Annotated in this window: 28 protein-coding genes; 21 read left to right on the top strand and 7 right to left on the bottom strand. The window is 35.5% G+C overall.

Translation table 11 applies throughout. The features are described from left to right. Nucleotides 1-5 precede the first annotated feature (5 nt). The 15 genes from ABH968_RS03305 to ABH968_RS03235 all read left to right on the top strand — a co-directional run bounded on the left by ABH968_RS03305 (nucleotide 6) and on the right by ABH968_RS03235 (nucleotide 9,761). A complete protein-coding gene (locus ABH968_RS03305) occupies nucleotides 6-1,016 on the top strand; it encodes a phage late control D family protein (protein WP_370042512.1) in 1,011 nt (336 codons plus the stop codon). Then, on the top strand, nucleotides 1,017-1,385 hold the full coding sequence (locus ABH968_RS03300; protein WP_370042510.1) for a hypothetical protein: 369 nt from the start codon (nucleotides 1,017-1,019) through the stop codon (nucleotides 1,383-1,385). Nucleotides 1,386-1,400: 15 nt separating this feature from the next. Then, the gene (locus ABH968_RS03295; protein WP_370042508.1) at nucleotides 1,401-1,712 is read left to right on the top strand and encodes a PAAR domain-containing protein; all 312 of its coding nucleotides are present in this window, start codon (nucleotides 1,401-1,403) and stop codon (nucleotides 1,710-1,712) included. Between the two features lie 12 nt (nucleotides 1,713-1,724). Then, nucleotides 1,725-2,390, top strand: a complete 666-nt coding sequence (locus tag ABH968_RS03290; RefSeq protein ID WP_370042506.1) for a phage tail protein — start codon at nucleotides 1,725-1,727, stop codon at nucleotides 2,388-2,390. 5 nt (nucleotides 2,391-2,395) lie between these two features. Next, nucleotides 2,396-2,704: a hypothetical protein gene (locus tag ABH968_RS03285; protein ID WP_370042505.1), complete on the top strand. Its 309-nt coding sequence runs from the start codon at nucleotides 2,396-2,398 to the stop codon at nucleotides 2,702-2,704. After that, nucleotides 2,688-3,803, top strand: coding sequence for a baseplate assembly protein (locus ABH968_RS03280; protein ID WP_370042504.1), 1,116 nt, complete (start codon nucleotides 2,688-2,690; stop codon nucleotides 3,801-3,803). The genes ABH968_RS03285 and ABH968_RS03280 overlap by 17 nt, the downstream gene beginning before the upstream one ends. After that, complete coding sequence (locus ABH968_RS03275; protein ID WP_370042502.1) at nucleotides 3,796-4,482, top strand: phage tail protein I; 687 nt, start codon at nucleotides 3,796-3,798, stop codon at nucleotides 4,480-4,482. The genes ABH968_RS03280 and ABH968_RS03275 overlap by 8 nt, the downstream gene beginning before the upstream one ends. After that, on the top strand, nucleotides 4,476-4,778 hold the full coding sequence (locus ABH968_RS03270; protein WP_370042500.1) for a hypothetical protein: 303 nt from the start codon (nucleotides 4,476-4,478) through the stop codon (nucleotides 4,776-4,778). The genes ABH968_RS03275 and ABH968_RS03270 overlap by 7 nt, the downstream gene beginning before the upstream one ends. Beyond that, nucleotides 4,775-5,419: a hypothetical protein gene (locus ABH968_RS03265; protein ID WP_370042499.1), complete on the top strand. Its 645-nt coding sequence runs from the start codon at nucleotides 4,775-4,777 to the stop codon at nucleotides 5,417-5,419. The genes ABH968_RS03270 and ABH968_RS03265 overlap by 4 nt, the downstream gene beginning before the upstream one ends. A gap of 1 nt (nucleotide 5,420) precedes the next feature. Next, entirely contained in the window at nucleotides 5,421-7,955 is a 2,535-nt protein-coding gene (locus ABH968_RS03260; RefSeq protein WP_370042497.1) for a fibronectin type III domain-containing protein, read from the top strand. Next, nucleotides 7,955-8,185, top strand: a complete 231-nt coding sequence (locus ABH968_RS03255) for an SH3 domain-containing protein (RefSeq protein WP_370042496.1) — start codon at nucleotides 7,955-7,957, stop codon at nucleotides 8,183-8,185. The genes ABH968_RS03260 and ABH968_RS03255 overlap by 1 nt, the downstream gene beginning before the upstream one ends. Beyond that, nucleotides 8,182-8,319 carry an XkdX family protein gene (locus ABH968_RS03250; RefSeq protein WP_370042494.1) on the top strand — a complete coding sequence of 46 codons (138 nt, stop codon included), beginning with the start codon at nucleotides 8,182-8,184 and terminating at the stop codon, nucleotides 8,317-8,319. Before ABH968_RS03255 ends, ABH968_RS03250 begins: the two co-directional genes overlap by 4 nt. Nucleotides 8,320-8,403: 84 nt before the next feature. Beyond that, nucleotides 8,404-8,607 (top strand): hypothetical protein, encoded by a 204-nt coding sequence (locus tag ABH968_RS03245; RefSeq protein ID WP_370042492.1) that lies wholly within the window; start codon nucleotides 8,404-8,406, stop codon nucleotides 8,605-8,607. Between the two features lie 78 nt (nucleotides 8,608-8,685). Continuing rightward, on the top strand, nucleotides 8,686-9,090 hold the full coding sequence (locus ABH968_RS03240; RefSeq protein WP_370042490.1) for a phage holin family protein: 405 nt from the start codon (nucleotides 8,686-8,688) through the stop codon (nucleotides 9,088-9,090). Continuing rightward, nucleotides 9,087-9,761 carry a M15 family metallopeptidase gene (locus ABH968_RS03235; protein WP_370042488.1) on the top strand — a complete coding sequence of 225 codons (675 nt, stop codon included), beginning with the start codon at nucleotides 9,087-9,089 and terminating at the stop codon, nucleotides 9,759-9,761. Before ABH968_RS03240 ends, ABH968_RS03235 begins: the two co-directional genes overlap by 4 nt. A 94-nt stretch (nucleotides 9,762-9,855) precedes the next feature. On the opposite strand, the gene ABH968_RS03230 is transcribed toward ABH968_RS03235, so the two are convergent. Continuing rightward, nucleotides 9,856-10,734 (bottom strand): hypothetical protein, encoded by an 879-nt coding sequence (locus ABH968_RS03230; protein WP_370042486.1) that lies wholly within the window; start codon nucleotides 10,732-10,734, stop codon nucleotides 9,856-9,858. Nucleotides 10,735-11,400: 666 nt separating this feature from the next. Here ABH968_RS03230 and ABH968_RS03225 point away from each other — a divergent pair. The 3 genes from ABH968_RS03225 to ABH968_RS03215 all read left to right on the top strand — a co-directional run bounded on the left by ABH968_RS03225 (nucleotide 11,401) and on the right by ABH968_RS03215 (nucleotide 12,579). Continuing rightward, nucleotides 11,401-11,880 (top strand): PH domain-containing protein, encoded by a 480-nt coding sequence (locus ABH968_RS03225; protein WP_370042485.1) that lies wholly within the window; start codon nucleotides 11,401-11,403, stop codon nucleotides 11,878-11,880. A gap of 139 nt (nucleotides 11,881-12,019) precedes the next feature. Then, nucleotides 12,020-12,241: a WYL domain-containing protein gene (locus ABH968_RS03220; RefSeq protein ID WP_370042483.1), complete on the top strand. Its 222-nt coding sequence runs from the start codon at nucleotides 12,020-12,022 to the stop codon at nucleotides 12,239-12,241. After that, nucleotides 12,238-12,579, top strand: coding sequence for a YhjD family protein (locus tag ABH968_RS03215; protein ID WP_370042482.1), 342 nt, complete (start codon nucleotides 12,238-12,240; stop codon nucleotides 12,577-12,579). The genes ABH968_RS03220 and ABH968_RS03215 overlap by 4 nt, the downstream gene beginning before the upstream one ends. Nucleotides 12,580-13,039: 460 nt before the next feature. Here the strand turns inward: ABH968_RS03215 and ABH968_RS03210 are convergent, their stop codons facing one another. The 3 genes from ABH968_RS03210 to ABH968_RS03200 all read right to left on the bottom strand — a co-directional run bounded on the left by ABH968_RS03210 (nucleotide 13,040) and on the right by ABH968_RS03200 (nucleotide 14,418). Continuing rightward, a complete protein-coding gene (locus tag ABH968_RS03210) occupies nucleotides 13,040-13,255 on the bottom strand; it encodes a hypothetical protein (RefSeq protein WP_370042480.1) in 216 nt (71 codons plus the stop codon). A gap of 105 nt (nucleotides 13,256-13,360) precedes the next feature. Then, a complete protein-coding gene (locus ABH968_RS03205; protein ID WP_370042479.1) occupies nucleotides 13,361-13,999 on the bottom strand; it encodes a hypothetical protein in 639 nt (212 codons plus the stop codon). Nucleotides 14,000-14,211: 212 nt separating this feature from the next. Continuing rightward, entirely contained in the window at nucleotides 14,212-14,418 is a 207-nt protein-coding gene (locus tag ABH968_RS03200) for a helix-turn-helix domain-containing protein (RefSeq protein ID WP_370042478.1), read from the bottom strand. Nucleotides 14,419-14,588: 170 nt separating this feature from the next. Between ABH968_RS03200 and ABH968_RS03195 the strand changes: the two genes are divergently transcribed. From ABH968_RS03195 to ABH968_RS03185, 3 genes are all read left to right on the top strand, one after another. Then, nucleotides 14,589-14,813 carry a hypothetical protein gene (locus ABH968_RS03195; RefSeq protein ID WP_370042477.1) on the top strand — a complete coding sequence of 75 codons (225 nt, stop codon included), beginning with the start codon at nucleotides 14,589-14,591 and terminating at the stop codon, nucleotides 14,811-14,813. Nucleotides 14,814-14,879: 66 nt separating this feature from the next. Next, nucleotides 14,880-15,773 (top strand): helix-turn-helix domain-containing protein, encoded by an 894-nt coding sequence (locus tag ABH968_RS03190; RefSeq protein WP_370042475.1) that lies wholly within the window; start codon nucleotides 14,880-14,882, stop codon nucleotides 15,771-15,773. Between the two features lie 16 nt (nucleotides 15,774-15,789). After that, a complete protein-coding gene (locus ABH968_RS03185; protein ID WP_370042474.1) occupies nucleotides 15,790-15,930 on the top strand; it encodes a hypothetical protein in 141 nt (46 codons plus the stop codon). Nucleotides 15,931-15,994: 64 nt separating this feature from the next. On the opposite strand, the gene ABH968_RS03180 is transcribed toward ABH968_RS03185, so the two are convergent. Genes ABH968_RS03180 through ABH968_RS03170 form a run of 3 tightly spaced genes read right to left on the bottom strand, consistent with a single transcriptional unit; the run spans nucleotide 15,995 to nucleotide 17,268 of the window. Then, a complete protein-coding gene (locus ABH968_RS03180; RefSeq protein ID WP_370042472.1) occupies nucleotides 15,995-16,270 on the bottom strand; it encodes a hypothetical protein in 276 nt (91 codons plus the stop codon). 3 nt (nucleotides 16,271-16,273) lie between these two features. Continuing rightward, nucleotides 16,274-16,825, bottom strand: coding sequence for a hypothetical protein (locus ABH968_RS03175; RefSeq protein ID WP_370042470.1), 552 nt, complete (start codon nucleotides 16,823-16,825; stop codon nucleotides 16,274-16,276). Between the two features lie 17 nt (nucleotides 16,826-16,842). Then, nucleotides 16,843-17,268, bottom strand: a complete 426-nt coding sequence (locus ABH968_RS03170; protein WP_370042469.1) for a DUF6941 family protein — start codon at nucleotides 17,266-17,268, stop codon at nucleotides 16,843-16,845. Nucleotides 17,269-17,575 lie beyond the last annotated feature (307 nt).

Raw genomic sequence — 17,575 nt, 5'->3', positions numbered from 1 at the left:
ATGTATTGACCGCGAAACGGACATTTTTAGATCTAGACTATAACCACGAAAACATTACCGAAGAACTTGAAAGACATTTAATTGATTGGACTTTCACCGATAATTTATCAGGTGAAATTGACGATTTAAATATACGTTTAGAGGATACCGATGCACTTTGGATTGGTAAATGGTTTCCCACTAAAGGATCTTTATTAGTTCCAACGTTAATCAGATCTTATTGGGTTGATAAGCCGATTAAAACAAAGCTCGGAAAGTTTGAAATTGATGAAATATCAGGAAAGAACTCTGTCATTACTATTAGTGCATTAGCGACATCAGAAGCAAACAGCCTTCGAGGTGAGGAAAAGTGTAAAGCTTGGGAAAAAGCTACCCTAAAAAAAGTCATTGGCGATATCGCCAAAGCAAATAAATTAAAGCTTGTTTGGCAAACAAGTGAGAATCCAAAAAATGATCGCTATGAACAAGAAAATGAAACAGACTTAAAATTTATATTTAGACTTTGCAAAGATGAAGGACTTTGTTTAAAACTTTCATCAAATACAATCGTTGTATTAGATGAAAAGGATTATGAAAAACAACCTACAGTAGAAACTATTCGAAGGAACAGTAAAGGCACGGATGTTATCAAAGTAATTGATCGATCTTTTAAAACAACGTTAACCGATACGTATAGAGCGTGTCGTGTAACTAATCATAATGCTACGAAAAAGAAAACTATTTCAGCAACTTTCACACCTCCAAAAGCACCTAAAGTGGGGCGTACACTCGTTGTAAAAGAAGATGTGAAAAATGTGGCTGAAGCCCAACGTTTAGCTCAGAAAAAATTACGCGAGAAAAATAAAGATTCTACAACCTTGACATTAGAGGTCATTTCCGAGATGCATATCGATGCTGGAATGACCTTTAATCTTGTTGATTTTGGCAAGTTAAATGGGAAATATATTGCAACAAGAGTCGTATATACACAATTTACAGTAACACTTGATGTAAGACGTTGTTTGGAGGGGTATTAAATGAAAATGGAAGAATGTATTGTGACCTCCGTATATCCAGAACGCGGAACTGTACGAGTAAAGCGTGTGCAATCTGATGGCATGATTTCAGGTGAACTTCCAATAGTATTTCAATGGACTTTAAAAAATCAAACTTATTCCATGCCCAGGGTCGAGGAGCATGTCATGTGTATTTTTAACGACTCAGTAGGATATGTAATTGGAGCATTCTATAGTGAAGCAACAATGCCACCAGTACAAGACGAAAACAAACATTATATACGTTTTGAGGATGGTACATTTGTCGAATATGATTTAGCTGAAAAGGTGTTATCGATTAAATGCGAAGGTAATGTGATTGTGCAAGGTGAAAAAATTCTGTTGAATTAGGAAAGGGATGATACAGTGATTAATGTTGCTCGAGTAACAGATAGACATGAAGGAACATGTGGTCATGGTGAACCATGCTGTCCACATAATGTTTCAGGGCCTATTGTTGAAGGTAGTCCAGATGTTTTTACAAATGGGTTGCAACAGGCAAGAGATGGTGATTTAGTACACCATGATTGCCCTCACTGTGGTACAGGTTGGATTGTGGCTAGTTCGGAAACTGTATTTGTCAATGACAAAAAAATTGCTCGTTTAGGTGATGTAGTAACATATCCAGGTGGTAGTGGAAAGATTGTTGTATCAAGTCCAGATGTTTTTACAGGCTAGGGGGTACTATTAATGGCGATAATAGGGAGTTATGGTGAGATTGTATTCGAAGTATCACCTAAGAAAATTCAAACCTTTAATGATTTTCAAAGAACCAATAGTCCACGTTGGCAGGAGCATGAAATCATTGGCCAGAAACCTATTTTAGAGTTTGAAGGACCTGGAGTTGATACAATCTCTTTTAAAGTCCTACTCCGCGCTGACCTTGGAGTGAATCCAGAGGAGCAATTAGTAAAGTTAAGAAAGTTTGCTCGTTGGGGGCAAAAAGCTCTTTTTATACGCGGAAATAAACCTATTTCAACGAATTATTGGGTTATTACTGATCTACTTGAAAAACACAGACATATCGACAATCAAGGAAATGTATTAACAATTGAAGTTGATTTAGACTTAAAGGAATATGTAAATCGAACAGACAATTCTGCAACTAAAAAAACAATGTCGTCTAATCAAACCAATCAAGCTTCTACAACATCTAATAAAGCTACAGGAACAATGTCGATAACAGTAAAATCTGTGCACATTAGAAGTGGTCCAGGAACGAATAACAAAGTGATTGGATATGCCATGAAAGGTGATACTTTGACGGTATATGGAGAAAAAGATGGTTGGTACTCATTAGGTGGAGGAAAGTACATCAGTGCTAATGGAAGCTATTCTACGTTCAAGAAAGGGTGATGTAAGTGTATGAAGTAGAACCAATGAAAAATATAAAATTTGGAGCGACAGGTGTAGAAGAAATTTTACAGAATGTCGCTTTTATTTTATCTTCAGCTGTCATGAGTTGCCCTTTGGATCGTGAATTTGGTTGGAAAACAGGTCTTGATGATCCTATACAAATTCGAAAAGTGAAAATAGTGCATGAGGTTACAGAAGCAGTAGCAAGATTTGAACCACGCGCTATTATTGCAGCTGTGGAAGTTGAAGGTGATGGATTGCAAGGTAAATTAGTACCAAGAGCGAAGGTGAGAATCAATGACGAATCGATTTAATTTACCAGACTTAAATTTTTTCGATAAAGATCCAGATGTGATTGAACGTGAAATGTTATTCCATGTTGCAGAAAAAACAGGATTAACGCTGCAGCGTGCCGATCCAAGACGAAAGTTTTTACAATCATTAATACCGTTTATATCAATAGAACGTAATCGATTAGATCATAAATTAAAACAAAATCGTCTTGCATATGCGGAAGATGATGCATTGTTACATATGGGCTTTGAAATGTCTACCGAAAGATTAGGCGCAAAAGCAGCTGTAACAACAATGGTCATCATTTTAGAAGAAGATAGACCAGGTACTTTCATAATTAAAGCAGGTTCTCTAGTAGGTGAGGAACCATTCTTTAAGTTAGACGATGATGTTATTGTTCCTTTAGGCGAAACGATAGTAACAGTTGGAGCTACTTGTGTTGAAAAAGGCGAAATCGGTAACGGCTTTTTACCAGGTGAGATAACTACATTTGTTGAACCTGTTGCCTATGTAAAAACTGTTCAAAATACTACGATTTCCAGTGACGGAGTAGAAGAAGAATCAGATGATGCATATGCAGAGCGTATTCACTTAGCACCAGAAAGTTTTTCAGTGGCTGGTTCAGAGTTGGCTTATGTTTATTGGGCTAAATCTGCTAGCCAGGAAATTGTGGATGCAACAGTTGATTCACCTGTTGAAGGTGAGGTTGACATACGTGTTTTAATGAGAAATGGACGTATACCGACTGAAGAAGAAATAAAGCTTGTAGAAGAAACTGTTTCATCTAAAAAAGTACGTCCTCTTACAGATAAGGTAGCTATTGGTGCACCAAATGTAGTTGAATATGAGGCAGTTGTAGAGTATTGGATTGCTCGTAAAAACGCTACAATATCAACAATTATTGAGGAACAAGTGAATTCAGCATTTCAAAAGTACCAGGTATGGCAGCGTGAGAAAATGGGGCGTGATGTAGACTTATCAGAATTGATAGCACGATTAAAACAAGCAGGAGCTTCGCGTGTAGCAGTTAATTCTGAAATGTTTATCGAGGTAAATAAAATAGAAGTGGCGCATCCTACTTTAACATCATTGACATTACGAGGATTAGCTGATGATTGATATGAAAATGTATAACAAGTTATTGCCCTATAGTCTTTCTCAAGATCCTGTACTGGTAGCGATGTTTGAAGCTTTGGTTATACAGCTTAAAGAAGCCTATGATGAAGCTGATTTGCTCTTTGATTTGGTCAATATCGATAATTTGCCAGAACCTTTACTCGATCTGTTAGCTTTCGAAAAGCATGTTGATTTTTATGATAACCAACTAACAATTGTCCAAAAACGAGAGCTCATTAAAGCATCGATAAGTTGGCATCGTAAAAAAGGAACTCGTTGGGCAGTGGAACGGGTTGTTTCAATTGTTTATCCTAATGCAGATGTTTATGAATGGTTTGAATACGACGGAGAAAAATATCGTTTCAAAATTGAAGTAAATGAACCTTTTATAGCAAGTAAGGATATGAAACGTCTACGAGAATTGGTAGAAGCGACAAAAAACAAGCGCTCATGGCTTGAATATATAGCTATTAAATTGCCACAAACACAACATATTGAACTCGATTCAACCCAATATCACTACCCTGTTTATTTACCGATATGTGGTGAAATTACATGTGAGGGTATGCCTGGTGTTAGAACTGATAAAACGATTGAAATTAAATCTGAAAATTACACGTATCCAGTCTATCTGCCGATATGTGGTGAAATTTATACAAATGAGGTGATAGATACATGGTAACGCGTATTGTTATTGATCGTACATTACAATTTTTGAAAGAAATGGCCAAACAAGCTGTGGTTACAATGAGTGGCCAGGAAATTACCGTACCATTTCGTTCACAGGAAGTAGTAAAGGATACAGTAAAAACCTATGTATATTTAGATGATGGTCATGGTCAAGTATCTGCAGCCAAGTTGGTAGATGCGCAAGGAATTGAATTGGACCAATATACAACATCAATCGAACCAAGTGAGGATGGTTTAATGATTGTCTTTACTTTATCTGTCACGTTGAAAGGAGATGTACAAGTGTGAGTTTAATAGTCTCTAATGAATACGAGTTATTATATTGGAAAGACCGTATTTGGAAGATTGGTCCGGATGGTAAATTGATTCCTATGACAGATGAGAATGGTAAAATTATGTATCATCCACTCACTGGACAGCCAGAATATGAATTTTTAGAAGATGGTACTCGTGTGAATGCCAAACGTTTAAATCATATGGATGAAGGTATCTATTTAGCACATGAATTTATTGTTCAAATAAATGCGATGATCCGTAGAATGCAAATACAAATGGAGCTCGATGGTCGTGTGCCAGGGAACAGTGGAACTTTTGCAGATACACTTGATGGCAGCACAAATAAAATCACATTAGACAAAGCATTAACGGATATTATTGAGGCTGTCGCAATAGGAACAACTACTTTAAAAGTGGCTAGTGTAGAAGGATTTACAGCCTTCACGCAAGTCACTATTTTTGATGATGTGCATAGCGAAGATGTTGTGATTACAGTAGTAGGTCCAGACTCTATTAAAGTACAAGCACTTAAAAATGCTTATAAGAAAGGCGCTAAAGTGGCTCGTAGTAATGTTGTTATTGATACTGTCAATTCTGAGATGGGTGTAGGTAATTGGCAAACGTACAAAGTTGAATTAGTGGAGGTGGTATAAGATGGTTAAATTAAATGCAATGTCGAAAGGAAGTATTATTAAATTCGCCGGCACAAGTTGGATTCTGTTGGAGCCGTCTATAGGGTATGTTATTGCAAATAGTACCCTATCTAGCCGTGTTTTTAATACAACTTTAACCAAAAGACGTTTTGATCCTAGTGATCCTAACAATATCGGTTACTATTTAAACACTAATTACTACAATACTTTGTCAAATACAGATAAGTCGCTGATTAATTCAAAGCTATGGAACGTAGGGAATAACCGCAACGAGAGTAGTATCCAAGTAGTTGCTAACATCGGTTTATTAGCCTACTCAGAATGGTCCCTTTACGAAAAATATATCGGTAAACCTATCAGTACCTTTTGGACATTGACACAACGAGACGAGGTAGATTTCGGAGAATTAAGCATATGGGTGGTGGATAGCGACGGCTATTTAGGTCACCCATCAAAATTCTATGAGGATGTACGATCTGTACGTCCTACATTAACCTTAAAACCAACAGCAAATGTAGAAAATGGTGTTGTAATAGGGAATACAGCGCCAACACAACCTGGAGCATTCACACAGCCATCTGGTACGCTTGAAACTGGCGACTCTAAAGTTATTTCGTGGGGAGCGTCAACAGATATTGATAACGATCTGTCGAAGTACATTTTAGAGGCATCAATAAACGGCGGAGCATTTACGCAAATCGGTACACCAACAACCAATAGTTTCCCTTATACAGTTCCAACGGCAACGAGTCTTAAAATACGTGTTAAAGCAGTTGATGCAGCAGGGCTAGAGAGTGCATATCGTGAAAGTAGTTTGTACACCGTGCAACCACCACAGTATTATTACGACAAATTTACAGCGATAGCAAACACATCTCCGCCTACTTACGAATATCAAGAGGTATGGTCGAGTGAGAGCTATGGCAGTGATTATCAAGCATCTGGTTACACATCATACAAATTAGACAAGGCTACTGGTAAGTTTACCACTTCTGGTAGTTATATTACTATACAAGGTAACTTCAATGCCGGAACTGTATACAAAGTTAGTGGTGGCACACTTTATAAATACGTAGCGAATTTAAGCGATGCCTATCTTTATGTATCGTCGTGTACGTATAAACAGATACAAACAGGCGGCGGTGATACTTACTATACAAAAGGATCGTTAGTACAATCCGGTATTTCTGCAGGTATTAGCACTTATCCGGCAAACGGAAAACATACAGACGGATATTGGTATGTACGTGGTTCACGCGTTAGTCAGTCTATTGCACCACCATCACCATTTACAGAGCCAGTATCAGGCAAGAAATTCAAGCCAGGCGAAACTACTAATATTGCATTTGGTGCTTCTAATGCAGCTAACTTGTCGTTATATGAGGTAGATTTCAGATACAACAGCACCGGCACATGGTCGCAATTACCTTACAACAACACGCTTATTCGTAGTTGGACTATTACAACGATCAAATCATTAAAAACAATAGAATTGCGTGTGCGTGCTAAAAATACAAGTAATGTTTATTCGGATTACGTGTACTCAGAATCGTTTGAAATTGAACACAATGTGGCTCCTACAGTGTCATTAACTGGTCCTAGTGATAATTCAACGCTTTACGAAAATGACACATTAAATATTACAGGCACTGGTTATGATGCTGATCCAGACCAAGCTGTTACAGTTTATTATCAAATAAATAATGAACCAAAAAAGGTCCTAGCGACTAATCTAAGCCAAATGCAAATTGCCTTGTCTAAACAGCTTACGTTTAAAGGTGGAAAATTATATGACGGTGATACGGTTATTACAGGGATTTTATCTGATGGAGTAGCCCACAAATTAAAGATTTGGGCAGAGGATAGCGAAAAAGCATCTTCAGCTATTGTTGAAAAATCATTTTATGTAGTGCCTAACCGAGCGCCACTTTTATCCGTGGATGCCGTTGTGCCGTCTGGTGTCGTTGATAACGACAAATTTAAAATCACCGGTAAAGCATCCGACGAAGATGCTAATTCAAGCGTAAAAGTGACAAGACGTATCAATTCTGGAAACTCAGTTGAAATTTACAGTGGACCAGGTGGAGAGTGGGAATTTGATATTTCACTTGGACAACTAAAAATCGGTGAGAATACGGTTGTTATAGAGGTAATCGATAACTATGGTGCTAAAACTAGCAAGACAATAAAACTCAATAAAAATAACGTTAAAACGCCTATTTTGCATTCTGTGGCGAGGTATAAGATTTCACCTCCAGCCGGATCCGCAAAGGGCGTTTTATTATTTATTGAAAGAGACGAAGAAATGGATTTAAAAGTCGAATTATCGATGACTCTGGCTGGCGAGCAAGAGCAATATGAAACACTCACACCTAGCAACACGGCACCAATGCCTAACACTGTTAGAATTGTAGAAGATACCTATTTCTATGAAGCTACAGAGTCAAAGGACAATATCATTTTGAAACTCTTTACTACAAGACCGGATGCAACTGTAAATCACAAAATACATTTAATATCGGGGGCGATTGAGTAATGTTTTATAAACCTCGTGACGAAAATGGCCAACCTGGTGAGGTTGTTCACATTGGATCAACACCGGATCTTGAAACACAAATAGCAGCGCTTGGGATGCAGCTAACACAAGAGAAACTGGCCAACATGCAAAACAATATACAAAAGGATGCTCTTATCAATGATCTAGGTGCACAAGTTGCTCAAATGAAACTTGAATTGATTGCATTGAAAGGAGGTGAGAAAGGATGAACTTCTGGAAACTAGCGTACAACATGAAGTGGGTTTCAGCTGAACAATTACGTTTAGCAGTGAAAACCGAAGGTAATCCATATGGAGAAATTTCTGCAGAGGAATATAGAGAAATCACCAATAAAGATTTTTAAAAATAACAGGTTTTCTTGGGAACAGATATTAAAATAAGAGTTTCCATCGAGTAGAATATTAAAAATTCGAAAGGTGGACGCAAAATGAACCAACAATTTATGGCTTTTATTAATTTTTTAAGATCAAGCTCGTATGGATGTCTTGCTATGTTAATTTATGTACAAATAACATGTGACAACGATGTACTGTCAGCATTTGTATCTAAATATGCGCTAAAGTTAACATTATTTATTGCTATCTTAGAGGTCATAGTAGCTGGGATTCCGCAAAAATTAAAGGAATCATAAAATCCCAAGCGTTTGGGATTATGAAGGATGCGTCTTTATGACGTGTCCTGTTTATATTGGAAAAAGGGAAGTGTTCTAATGGAAAAATGGATTGCTGCAGTAAGTGGAGCAATTGGCACGTTGGTGTCATATTCGGTTGACGGTTTAGGAATAGCAGTAACTGTATTGATTGGGTTTATGGCTATTGATTATGCAACCGGTCTTATGAGTGGGATTGTTAATCAAAACCTAAACAGCCGAGTAGGTTTCAACGGTATCATACGAAAAATCTATTATCTAATGCTAGTCAGTTCAGTGTATTTACTGTCACTAGTAATTCCAGGTATCGAGTACGCAGGTGATGGGGCAGCCATTGCATTCTGTGTACTCGAATTTATTTCTATCACAGAAAACGGTACAAAGATGGGCTTACCAATGCCGGACTTTATTAAAAATATTTTATCGATTGTAAAGGATAAATCAGGAGAGGGGAATGTGAAATGAGTATAAGCGTAACTACTACATGTCGAGACTTAGCTGAACTATTACCATCTGCACAAACAGCATGTCGATTACTATTTCAAGAGTGTTTCAAAGTTGGTATTAAAAATATCTTCATCACGGAAACGTATCGTTCTCAGGAACGACAAAACTACCTATATGCACAAGGACGAACACGACCCGGACAAATTGTTACCTGGACGATAAACAGTAATCATAAATCACGATTAGCTTGGGATATTGCTGTTGGCCCTCCACAATCATTATATGATGTGACAACATTAAATCGGATAGGGGCTATCGCTCGTAAGCTTGGTATTACATGGGGTGGTGATTGGGTAGGCAGCATTGACCGTCCTCACTTTGAAGTTAAAACAACTTGGAAGGTGCCAACAGGTTATAAATTAGAAGGACAAGTAATCGTTCCAAGTAATAGCAAAATGCAAGTTCAATTAATTGTGGAAGACAAACCTAAGGAGGAAATCAAAATGACAAATACAAATTGGAATCCAGGTTCACCAACTATGCAAACAGAAGCAGAGAACTATATCGCACAGGCAGTTAAGGATGGTATTATTCAAGCTTCTCACTTGAAGGATTTGCAGAATGGTATAATGACCACTGACCGTTTAATGGGACTGTACATTACGATTCAACATCGTAAAGGAAAATAATAAAATTCTGTATTTTATTAAGTGTAAAATATCTTGTATAAATAAAAGAGGACAAATAAAATTTTGTCCTCTTTTATTTATGAAAAAAATACTATTAATCAACAACTTTTAGTCCACCATAAACACTGCCGTCGACTGTACAACCAACCATCGATTCTAATACGGCCTCTTTTATAGTGAATTGAGCCCATTGAATACCAATACCATCTTGATATCTTAAACGTGAATAAACTTCAGCATATTTATATCCCTCTAAGCTAACTGTTCTTGTTTTTGGCATTGCTTCAGGAATAAGATTTAAAGTACCGCCAGCAAGGTATCTTGAATAACTACCATCAATATTTTCCGATGCCACAGTTGAGCCGTTGTATTTAAAGCTTGCTTCTGCCCAAAGATTGAATAATTTCGCACCTAAAGCACTATAAGCGATACCTGTTGTTCTTTTGATTGGAGTATATTGTTGGGCATATAATGGTTGGATTATTTGACTTTGCCCAACAGTTTTAAATTCTAGTATACTAATATCGCCCGTTTTACCTAGATAAACATCAATATAATCTGAGTTATCATTTTTATAGGTGAAGACAGTACCTAATTCGTTAGTTTCTTTTTGAGAATTAATGAAGACTCCTAAATTCCCTTTACTTTCTTCATGCGCTTTATTATTTTCTTTTGTTAGTTCTGGAAATACATCTTGTATATCAAGTGAATTAGACTGTAACATTTCTTCCGGCGCAGGATTTTCTTTATAATGTAAATCAATCAAATTTTGAATTTCTTCTAAAGTAACAATCTGATGTGATTTTAATTCATTAAACTTGTAATTTAATTCATCAACAGAATTTTCTATATAGTTTCTAATAGTTTCGATTTCATCCTCTTTATCAATACTTGCAGCGGATGTACCTTCAGAATAAAGTGCAAATGATACAATTAAAGTTAATAAAAATAATAATTTTCTTGCAGTTTTCATTAGTTTCATCTCCTATTTCAATTATTCAAAAATATTTTGGAATGCTATTATAATCAGAATAAAACAAATGATTATAATAAATGAACGAAGAATTGGATTATATTTTTTAAAATATAATCGCAAGCTAATCAAAAATAAGCTTAGAGAAAGTAAAATTAAAAAGTAGGGGAATAGTAATATATTGTTTCTAAGTACCATGTAAAAACCAAATAAAACTAAAATAATAGTGGATGGTATTTGTAATTTTTTTATTTTTTCCTCAGTCATAAAACCTTGTCCCTCCTTATGCATCATCCAATTAATTACCAGTATAACATATTTATGGAAATCAGCAAGTTTGAATAGCGATATTAGACATTATTTTAACTTAATTTACTTTATTTAACTATGGGTACACACTACTAACCATTTTGTGTCTTTTTTCCTTTTTTCACATTGATTGTTGAATTATAAGAGAGGGAATCTGTTAACAAGGAGAAGGCTTGAGTTCTTTAGAATTCAGAGATCAAGCTTTTTAACGCGTTTTTATTATTTCCATTGTCCACCTTTACGGGGTGTTATTCAAATTTTGAGCCTAGGCTTTTTTAGTTTGTCTTTATTGGTATATTTAGTAATTGGAAGTATACTATATTAAAGAATATATACATAATTAGGAGCGATGAAGCGATGGTTAAAGCTTTAAATTGTCCAAACTGTGCTGCAACATTTGACCCAATGCAAAATGTTTGTGAATACTGCGGTAGTTATATCATTACATCAGAAGCAAAACAAGTTACTTATGATACGGATGATTTCAAACTCACAAATAAAAAAATCTTCTTCCATGAAATTGAAATGAATAAGAATGAATTTCCTATACGCTCAGGTGTAGCGAATATGTATTACAGTGCAACTAAATCTGATGGTGGTCGTTTATTATTGACAAATCAACGTCTAATTTTTTGCGCCCATGCTATAAATATAAATCCTAATTTATATTGGGAAGTACATTTAGATGAAGTAGATCGAACTGAACTCGGTTTAAATCTGCTTATAACGCAAAGAATTCATATTTTTGATGAAGAAGAAAACGAAACAACATTTGTTGTTTATGGTGGGAAGCATTGGATAAATGAATTAGATCATGCATTAAACCAAATTAAATAGAAAACGCAACTTACAAGGGACTAGGTACTCAAATGAGCACCTAGTCTTTTTTTATTTCCATTATTTTTTTCTTGCCAAAACGCAAACTGTTGTTCTAATATAATTACAAACAAGTGTTCCTATGGAGAGGCGTGGAATGATGAAAGAACAACTAATTAAAGCAATGCAGCGTAACCAATTTTTAAATATGATGTACATGGCCAAAGATGGCACAGTGTCAAAAAGGCGTATCAAGATTATTAAAATTGTTGGTAATTCGTTTCAGGCGTATTGTTTTACAAGGCAAGCTAAACGCACATTCATGATTGATAGGGTATTGGCGGTTGTTCCAATCATCCACAAGGAACGATCAGCTGTATGATGAATCCTGAACAACGGCGACTATTTCATAAATTCTTGATTCTCAAAATGGCCGTCCAATCATTGCAACGTGATTTCTCAGTAATTGAAAATTTGAAAATGAGTAAAGTTTATTTACCAGTCCTTGAAAGGTTACTAAAAGACATAACCCAAGATTATTACGATTCAAAAAGGTTGCTGGCAAAAGACAAGATAAGATTGGTGAAGGTGGAAAAGATAGACGAGTATTTTAGTGATGTGCATATAGCTACACCCGGCAATGATGTGATTCTACGATATGCTAATATGGCACTAAAAACGCAGGTAGAAAATTTATTAATTAGTCATCAAAATAAATAACCAGGCGCTCATAAAATGTGAGTACCTGGTTATTTTTTATTTATTCATTTCTTTTTTATTACATGTTTTAGAATAAACAACACTAGCCATAACATCGAAACTGCAAAGCCTACCCACTTGATCGTACTCATTGATTCAAAATCCAAATCCACTAAAAAAATAGCTACAATGATAAACACTAACCAATCAGTCGATGATATTCTTTTCATAAAGTAATGGAGGATGATATAATTTTTATAGCGAGGGAGCTAAGCCCCCTCTGCTATTTACTTTTCGTTGTCGTTCTCGTCTTTGCGTTTCATCCAGTCAATAATATCAAGTGACCCCTTGATACTAGCGATGATTCCTGCAATGATGAGGACGACATTTCTTAAATCATCCACCTCGTTCACCTCCTTTCTATACTTTAATTATAAATCACTTGATATATAAATCAAGTGTTTTATAAAAGTTTTTTTATTTATTTTGCTAGATGATTATCGTAGTATTCACCAAGCTTTTCAGCTACGCCCAATCCCATACGACTAATGTCACTTACACCATCTACATAGCGTTTGATTGCCCCTTGTGTAAGCCCACACTCTTTAAAAATTCGATACGATGTATGTTCGCCATCACCATTTTTAGCAGCCTGTGCAGCCTTAATAACTGCTTCTACTTTTTCTGTAAGTTTCATGTCCGATACTCCTTTTTTAATTACATTATAAATCATTTGAAATATAAATCAAATGATGTTTATACCAAAAGAAAAAAGCCACTCATTTGAGTGACCTTTTTGTGTTTACCAAGAACCGATTGTTTTGCCGAAATTCTTCACCTCATCCGTCATAAATTCAATCTCGGAAGCCGCAATCACAGCGTCAGACATAGGTTCATCGTCATTGGGCACGAATTTATCTGTGTAAACAGTGAACTGCGCAATTTTATTAGCGCCTTGTTTAACGTTTATTCCGATAGTTTTGGCACCCTTTACATCGACTTGTTGTACGAAATCATACATTTGGTTCACGACGTGCTGTGTAGCTAAGCCAGGAGTAATAGCTTCGCTCATACTGATAATCAGTGTAACATGATTGTTCAAGTCAATGGCATCTGTCACATCAACGGCTTGAGCGTATTCAAAAACAGATGTATCAATAATGCGTTTCGATTTTTCAGCGGTAGTAGGTTCTTCTTTATCGACTTCCTCTTGTTCTTTTGCCAACTTCGCCTTTTCATCTTCTAGTGTTTTCGCTTCTTTAGCTTTTTGTTCTTCCTCTTCTTTAGCCTTTAACTCAGCATCTTTTTTAGCTTGTTCAGCCTCTTTTTCTTTCGCTTTATCTAATTCTTCTTGAGCCTTATCGGTTTCTTGGACTTTATCTTCACCACAAGCAGCAAGTAGTAGTGCTGACATAGCACCTATGTAGATTAATCTTTTCATTTCAAAATTCCTCCCTTTATATTTCCATTTTAGGAAATCGGAATATAAAAGTACATACAAAAAAACAGACAACTGTAATTAGTTATCTGTCTTATCATCTTTAGCGTTTTCAATTACTTCCTCAAAGGCTGCTTTAATTTCCTCTATGGTATATCCAGCTTCAAGTAATTCAGTTGTTGTTTCTTCTAATTTGTTCACTTAATTTTCCTCGTTTATATCTTCGTTTCATCCTCTAAGATAAAACTCGCTTCGTATTTAACTCCAAGTACTTCAGCAATTTCCAACAGCTCTTTTTCGCTAAAATTATCACGCTTCATTTTCTTCCACAGGTTTGGTTGAGATGTCCCCAACAATTCTGCTAATTGTGTAAGTTTCATATCTTTCTTAGCTAATAACATCCGGATTTTTTCAGCCATCATAAATTACACACCTCACTTTGTAATTACTCCTTGAACTTATTATATATGATTAAAACCTATAATGAAATAAAAAATAACCTAAAAGTTATAAAAAGAATTGCATTTATAAATTTCAAGGTTTATATTATAACTAATAAGTTTTATTAAATTACTTTTGAGGAGGAGCTAAAATGAACGATTTCCTATTTGAACGACTTCAGTTTGAACAAGAACGTGCAGAAAAGTACTGGGAGAAATCACTAGTTTTGAGTGAAGCAATAGGGCATTTAGAGGCTTATGCAGAGTCTGAGCATAATGTTGTTTCGGATGAAGTTAAAGCGTTCGCTACTAAACTGCTGAAACGCATTGAAGATGGATTAGCGGCTGTAGAAGATAAGTTTCCTGAACAAAAATGAAATAACGAACAAAACTAACATTTAAGGATCCGGAATGTTCGTGAATTGGAAAGCGAGGTGAAAACGATGGCATTTGAATACTTAGCAACTTACAAAACATTTGAATCAATAGCCGACATGGATACAGCTGTTGAGAATCATATGGCAGCACACTACTATGACCTAACAGAAAGTGAACGTGCCATCGTTTTCAACCTTGCATCCCATTCATTGGAGTATCCAGGAGCTTGTCACTTAAAGGCTTCTACAATTGCTGCATCATTGGAAATCAGCACTAAGACAGTTTATCGTGCTATTTCGAAACTGGAATCATTAGGAATCATCAAAAAAGAAACGACTGTAAAAAGCAAAGGTGGACAAGGCGCAAGCATTTATATTATTTTGCCTTACAATGTCCCAGCGTCAATGTCCGAGCGTGAAAACGCTGAAAATCCTTGTGAGAGTAAGGGCGAAGAGCAACAATCTGAAAACCTATCTTTAAACTCTTTTAATCTTTTAAGATCTAAACAAGCAAATAATAATTTATGTGATTTAGAAAATGAATTGGCTTTGCAAGCTGAAAAGAAAAAAGAGTACATGAATGAGTACCAGGTAATGCTTTTTGATTTCATGAATAGCTTGCCGTTAGCAGATAACCTAAAAGATGAATTACATAAATGTGTAATGGCTTCACAAGTAAATTCTGTGGATGAATTTATAAAAGCTAAGAACGTTCTATTCAAAATAACTATGGATATAAAAGAAGGTGTACTGACAGTTACAAGTGCATTAAGAGCCGTATTTGTAGGGGCATATAGTAAGGCTGTAGAGCGATTAAGTAATAAATCGGATAAATCATCATATATAGAAGAAACACCAAATAGAGAACGAGCAGTACAGTTTTATAACTGGTTAGAAGAACGTGATAATCGCACACAAATAAATAGCAGACCAAATATAGAAAATTGGCTGGAATGGTAGAGAGGGGATATAAGATATGAAAGAACAAAAACAAATGACTATGTATGATTTTATAGAACAACCAATTAAAAAACCTTCCACAGTTGTTAATAAAACTGTTGATAAGGAGAACGCCGTAATAGAGTCTCGTATAAGAGTGTGTATTGTGCGGAGATAATAAGAAAAAGACCGCCATATTTTGGCGGTCAAAACCCAGTGTAAAGTACTATGGAGATAACAGACTACGGTGTACCAGCTGTACTTGAATTGTTTGTTCCATATAACTGAACCCTTGCATCTAATACGAATATATATGTGCCAAAACCAGTAATGATAATCATCGCAATAAACCACGTGAAAAAGGCAAAAGTAAAAGAAGTGGGAGATAAGGAATCTTTAAATAAAGTTAATCCAGTACAAGCCATAATTGACATAACAACAATGAATAACATTGATGGCCATAGTTTTTTTGCAACAGTATTTGCCACTTGGGAATTTAATATACTTTCAGGCTGCATTAATCAATTACCTCCGGTAAATAAGTTTTTTCTATAAAGAATAGTGAGAGGAATTGAGAAAAATAATAATGTGGCTGGAATAGCCGCTTGCCATTGGATATCGAATAATAATGGAACTGCTATAGTTGCTAACCCTAATAATGTTCCACCAACCAAGCCTGTATGCTCAACTTTATCTCTATGCATAATAAGTTTCTCATACATTGACATTGCCTCCTCTGCTTTTTCTGGGATATAACTGTTAGGTTCAATAACTCGTTCAGCATTGAAATAAGATAACTTAATGTCAGTATTAGCTATTTCCACGGATTTAATACCATAACTATCCAATTCGAAAGACTTCGATGTTAAGGCAGTTGAAGTTGAGGTTGAAATTTTGTCAGTATTAGTTTTGTTGCTTTGTGAAATATTATATGAAGAATTAGGGCGAATTGTCTGCTCATATGTAAATGAATTAACATTGGGAGTAAACAGTGCACCTACAATAACAAGTGTCATTTGTACTTCTTTAAAACTAATTGAGATAGGATTAGAAATATATGTGCCCTGTTGCAAATGACTCAACTCCATTATTAATTATTTACTGGATAAACGAATAGTGGAAACTCGCCAATAATTTCATGGTCAACTGTTACTCGCCCTGTATATTTACCTTTATACTGTAATTGGACATTTCTTAAGTTTAAGTTAAAGTTATAACCACGAGCCTCGATAGGTATATTATCATTATTTCCTGGTTCAGCATTAAGTTGGATTTCGGAAGTATCAACAACAAAATTTCCTTCTGGATCTATAAGTTGAAAAGATAAGACATGACTTTGTTCTGTATCAATACTTACAATACCGAATGCTACTGCAAAAGAAAAACTACTTGGAATAAAAGGAGTTTTAATAGTGTTTTGAGGATTGATTAAATGCATGGACATTCCTGGTGCACCTGAATTCGGTATGTGTTGGCTGTCATCGAAAAACATAAAGCTACTAATTATAGGTTTCATATCAACATTCTCCTTAATATGTATGTTATACACTCAAAGTATATAACTTTTCACGGTTTATTGGTAGTATTTTCCCTGTTTTTGTGACATATAAACTCTTATACTCATTTTTATCAAAATAAAACAAAACCGTTCTATGATGGAGTTTATTAATATTTATCGGGATTTTTAACCCTAATTTAATTAAATTGTCTTTTTGAGTATGAAAAAGACCACCTTATTATCGGCGGTCTCATGGTAACACTTTTGGTAACAAATTATTTAATCTTTATGCTATTAATGTTATTAACGCATTCTTATAAATGCA

The sequence above is a fragment of the Lysinibacillus sp. RC79 genome (assembly GCF_041262405.1).
GTDB lineage: Bacteria > Bacillota > Bacilli > Bacillales_A > Planococcaceae > Lysinibacillus.
Note: the sequence above shows the minus strand (reverse complement) of the source record. Positions and strands in the feature narration are given on the sequence as shown.

Coding starts and splice junctions, on each gene's coding strand:
- ABH968_RS03275 (WP_370042502.1), top strand. CDS start 3,796: ATGATTGATATGAAAATGTATAACAAGTTATTGCCCTATAGTCTTTCT.
- ABH968_RS03185 (WP_370042474.1), top strand. CDS start 15,790: ATGAAAGAACAAAAACAAATGACTATGTATGATTTTATAGAACAACCA.
- ABH968_RS03215 (WP_370042482.1), top strand. CDS start 12,238: ATGATGAATCCTGAACAACGGCGACTATTTCATAAATTCTTGATTCTC.
- ABH968_RS03290 (WP_370042506.1), top strand. CDS start 1,725: ATGGCGATAATAGGGAGTTATGGTGAGATTGTATTCGAAGTATCACCT.
- ABH968_RS03260 (WP_370042497.1), top strand. CDS start 5,421: ATGGTTAAATTAAATGCAATGTCGAAAGGAAGTATTATTAAATTCGCC.
- ABH968_RS03220 (WP_370042483.1), top strand. CDS start 12,020: ATGAAAGAACAACTAATTAAAGCAATGCAGCGTAACCAATTTTTAAAT.
- ABH968_RS03200 (WP_370042478.1), bottom strand. CDS start 14,418: ATGATGGCTGAAAAAATCCGGATGTTATTAGCTAAGAAAGATATGAAA.
- ABH968_RS03230 (WP_370042486.1), bottom strand. CDS start 10,734: ATGAAAACTGCAAGAAAATTATTATTTTTATTAACTTTAATTGTATCA.
- ABH968_RS03195 (WP_370042477.1), top strand. CDS start 14,589: ATGAACGATTTCCTATTTGAACGACTTCAGTTTGAACAAGAACGTGCA.
- ABH968_RS03270 (WP_370042500.1), top strand. CDS start 4,476: ATGGTAACGCGTATTGTTATTGATCGTACATTACAATTTTTGAAAGAA.
- ABH968_RS03225 (WP_370042485.1), top strand. CDS start 11,401: ATGGTTAAAGCTTTAAATTGTCCAAACTGTGCTGCAACATTTGACCCA.
- ABH968_RS03300 (WP_370042510.1), top strand. CDS start 1,017: ATGAAAATGGAAGAATGTATTGTGACCTCCGTATATCCAGAACGCGGA.
- ABH968_RS03255 (WP_370042496.1), top strand. CDS start 7,955: ATGTTTTATAAACCTCGTGACGAAAATGGCCAACCTGGTGAGGTTGTT.
- ABH968_RS03280 (WP_370042504.1), top strand. CDS start 2,688: ATGACGAATCGATTTAATTTACCAGACTTAAATTTTTTCGATAAAGAT.
- ABH968_RS03180 (WP_370042472.1), bottom strand. CDS start 16,270: ATGCAGCCTGAAAGTATATTAAATTCCCAAGTGGCAAATACTGTTGCA.
- ABH968_RS03235 (WP_370042488.1), top strand. CDS start 9,087: ATGAGTATAAGCGTAACTACTACATGTCGAGACTTAGCTGAACTATTA.
- ABH968_RS03170 (WP_370042469.1), bottom strand. CDS start 17,268: ATGAAACCTATAATTAGTAGCTTTATGTTTTTCGATGACAGCCAACAC.
- ABH968_RS03190 (WP_370042475.1), top strand. CDS start 14,880: ATGGCATTTGAATACTTAGCAACTTACAAAACATTTGAATCAATAGCC.
- ABH968_RS03250 (WP_370042494.1), top strand. CDS start 8,182: ATGAACTTCTGGAAACTAGCGTACAACATGAAGTGGGTTTCAGCTGAA.
- ABH968_RS03210 (WP_370042480.1), bottom strand. CDS start 13,255: ATGAAACTTACAGAAAAAGTAGAAGCAGTTATTAAGGCTGCACAGGCT.
- ABH968_RS03205 (WP_370042479.1), bottom strand. CDS start 13,999: ATGAAAAGATTAATCTACATAGGTGCTATGTCAGCACTACTACTTGCT.
- ABH968_RS03240 (WP_370042490.1), top strand. CDS start 8,686: ATGGAAAAATGGATTGCTGCAGTAAGTGGAGCAATTGGCACGTTGGTG.
- ABH968_RS03245 (WP_370042492.1), top strand. CDS start 8,404: ATGAACCAACAATTTATGGCTTTTATTAATTTTTTAAGATCAAGCTCG.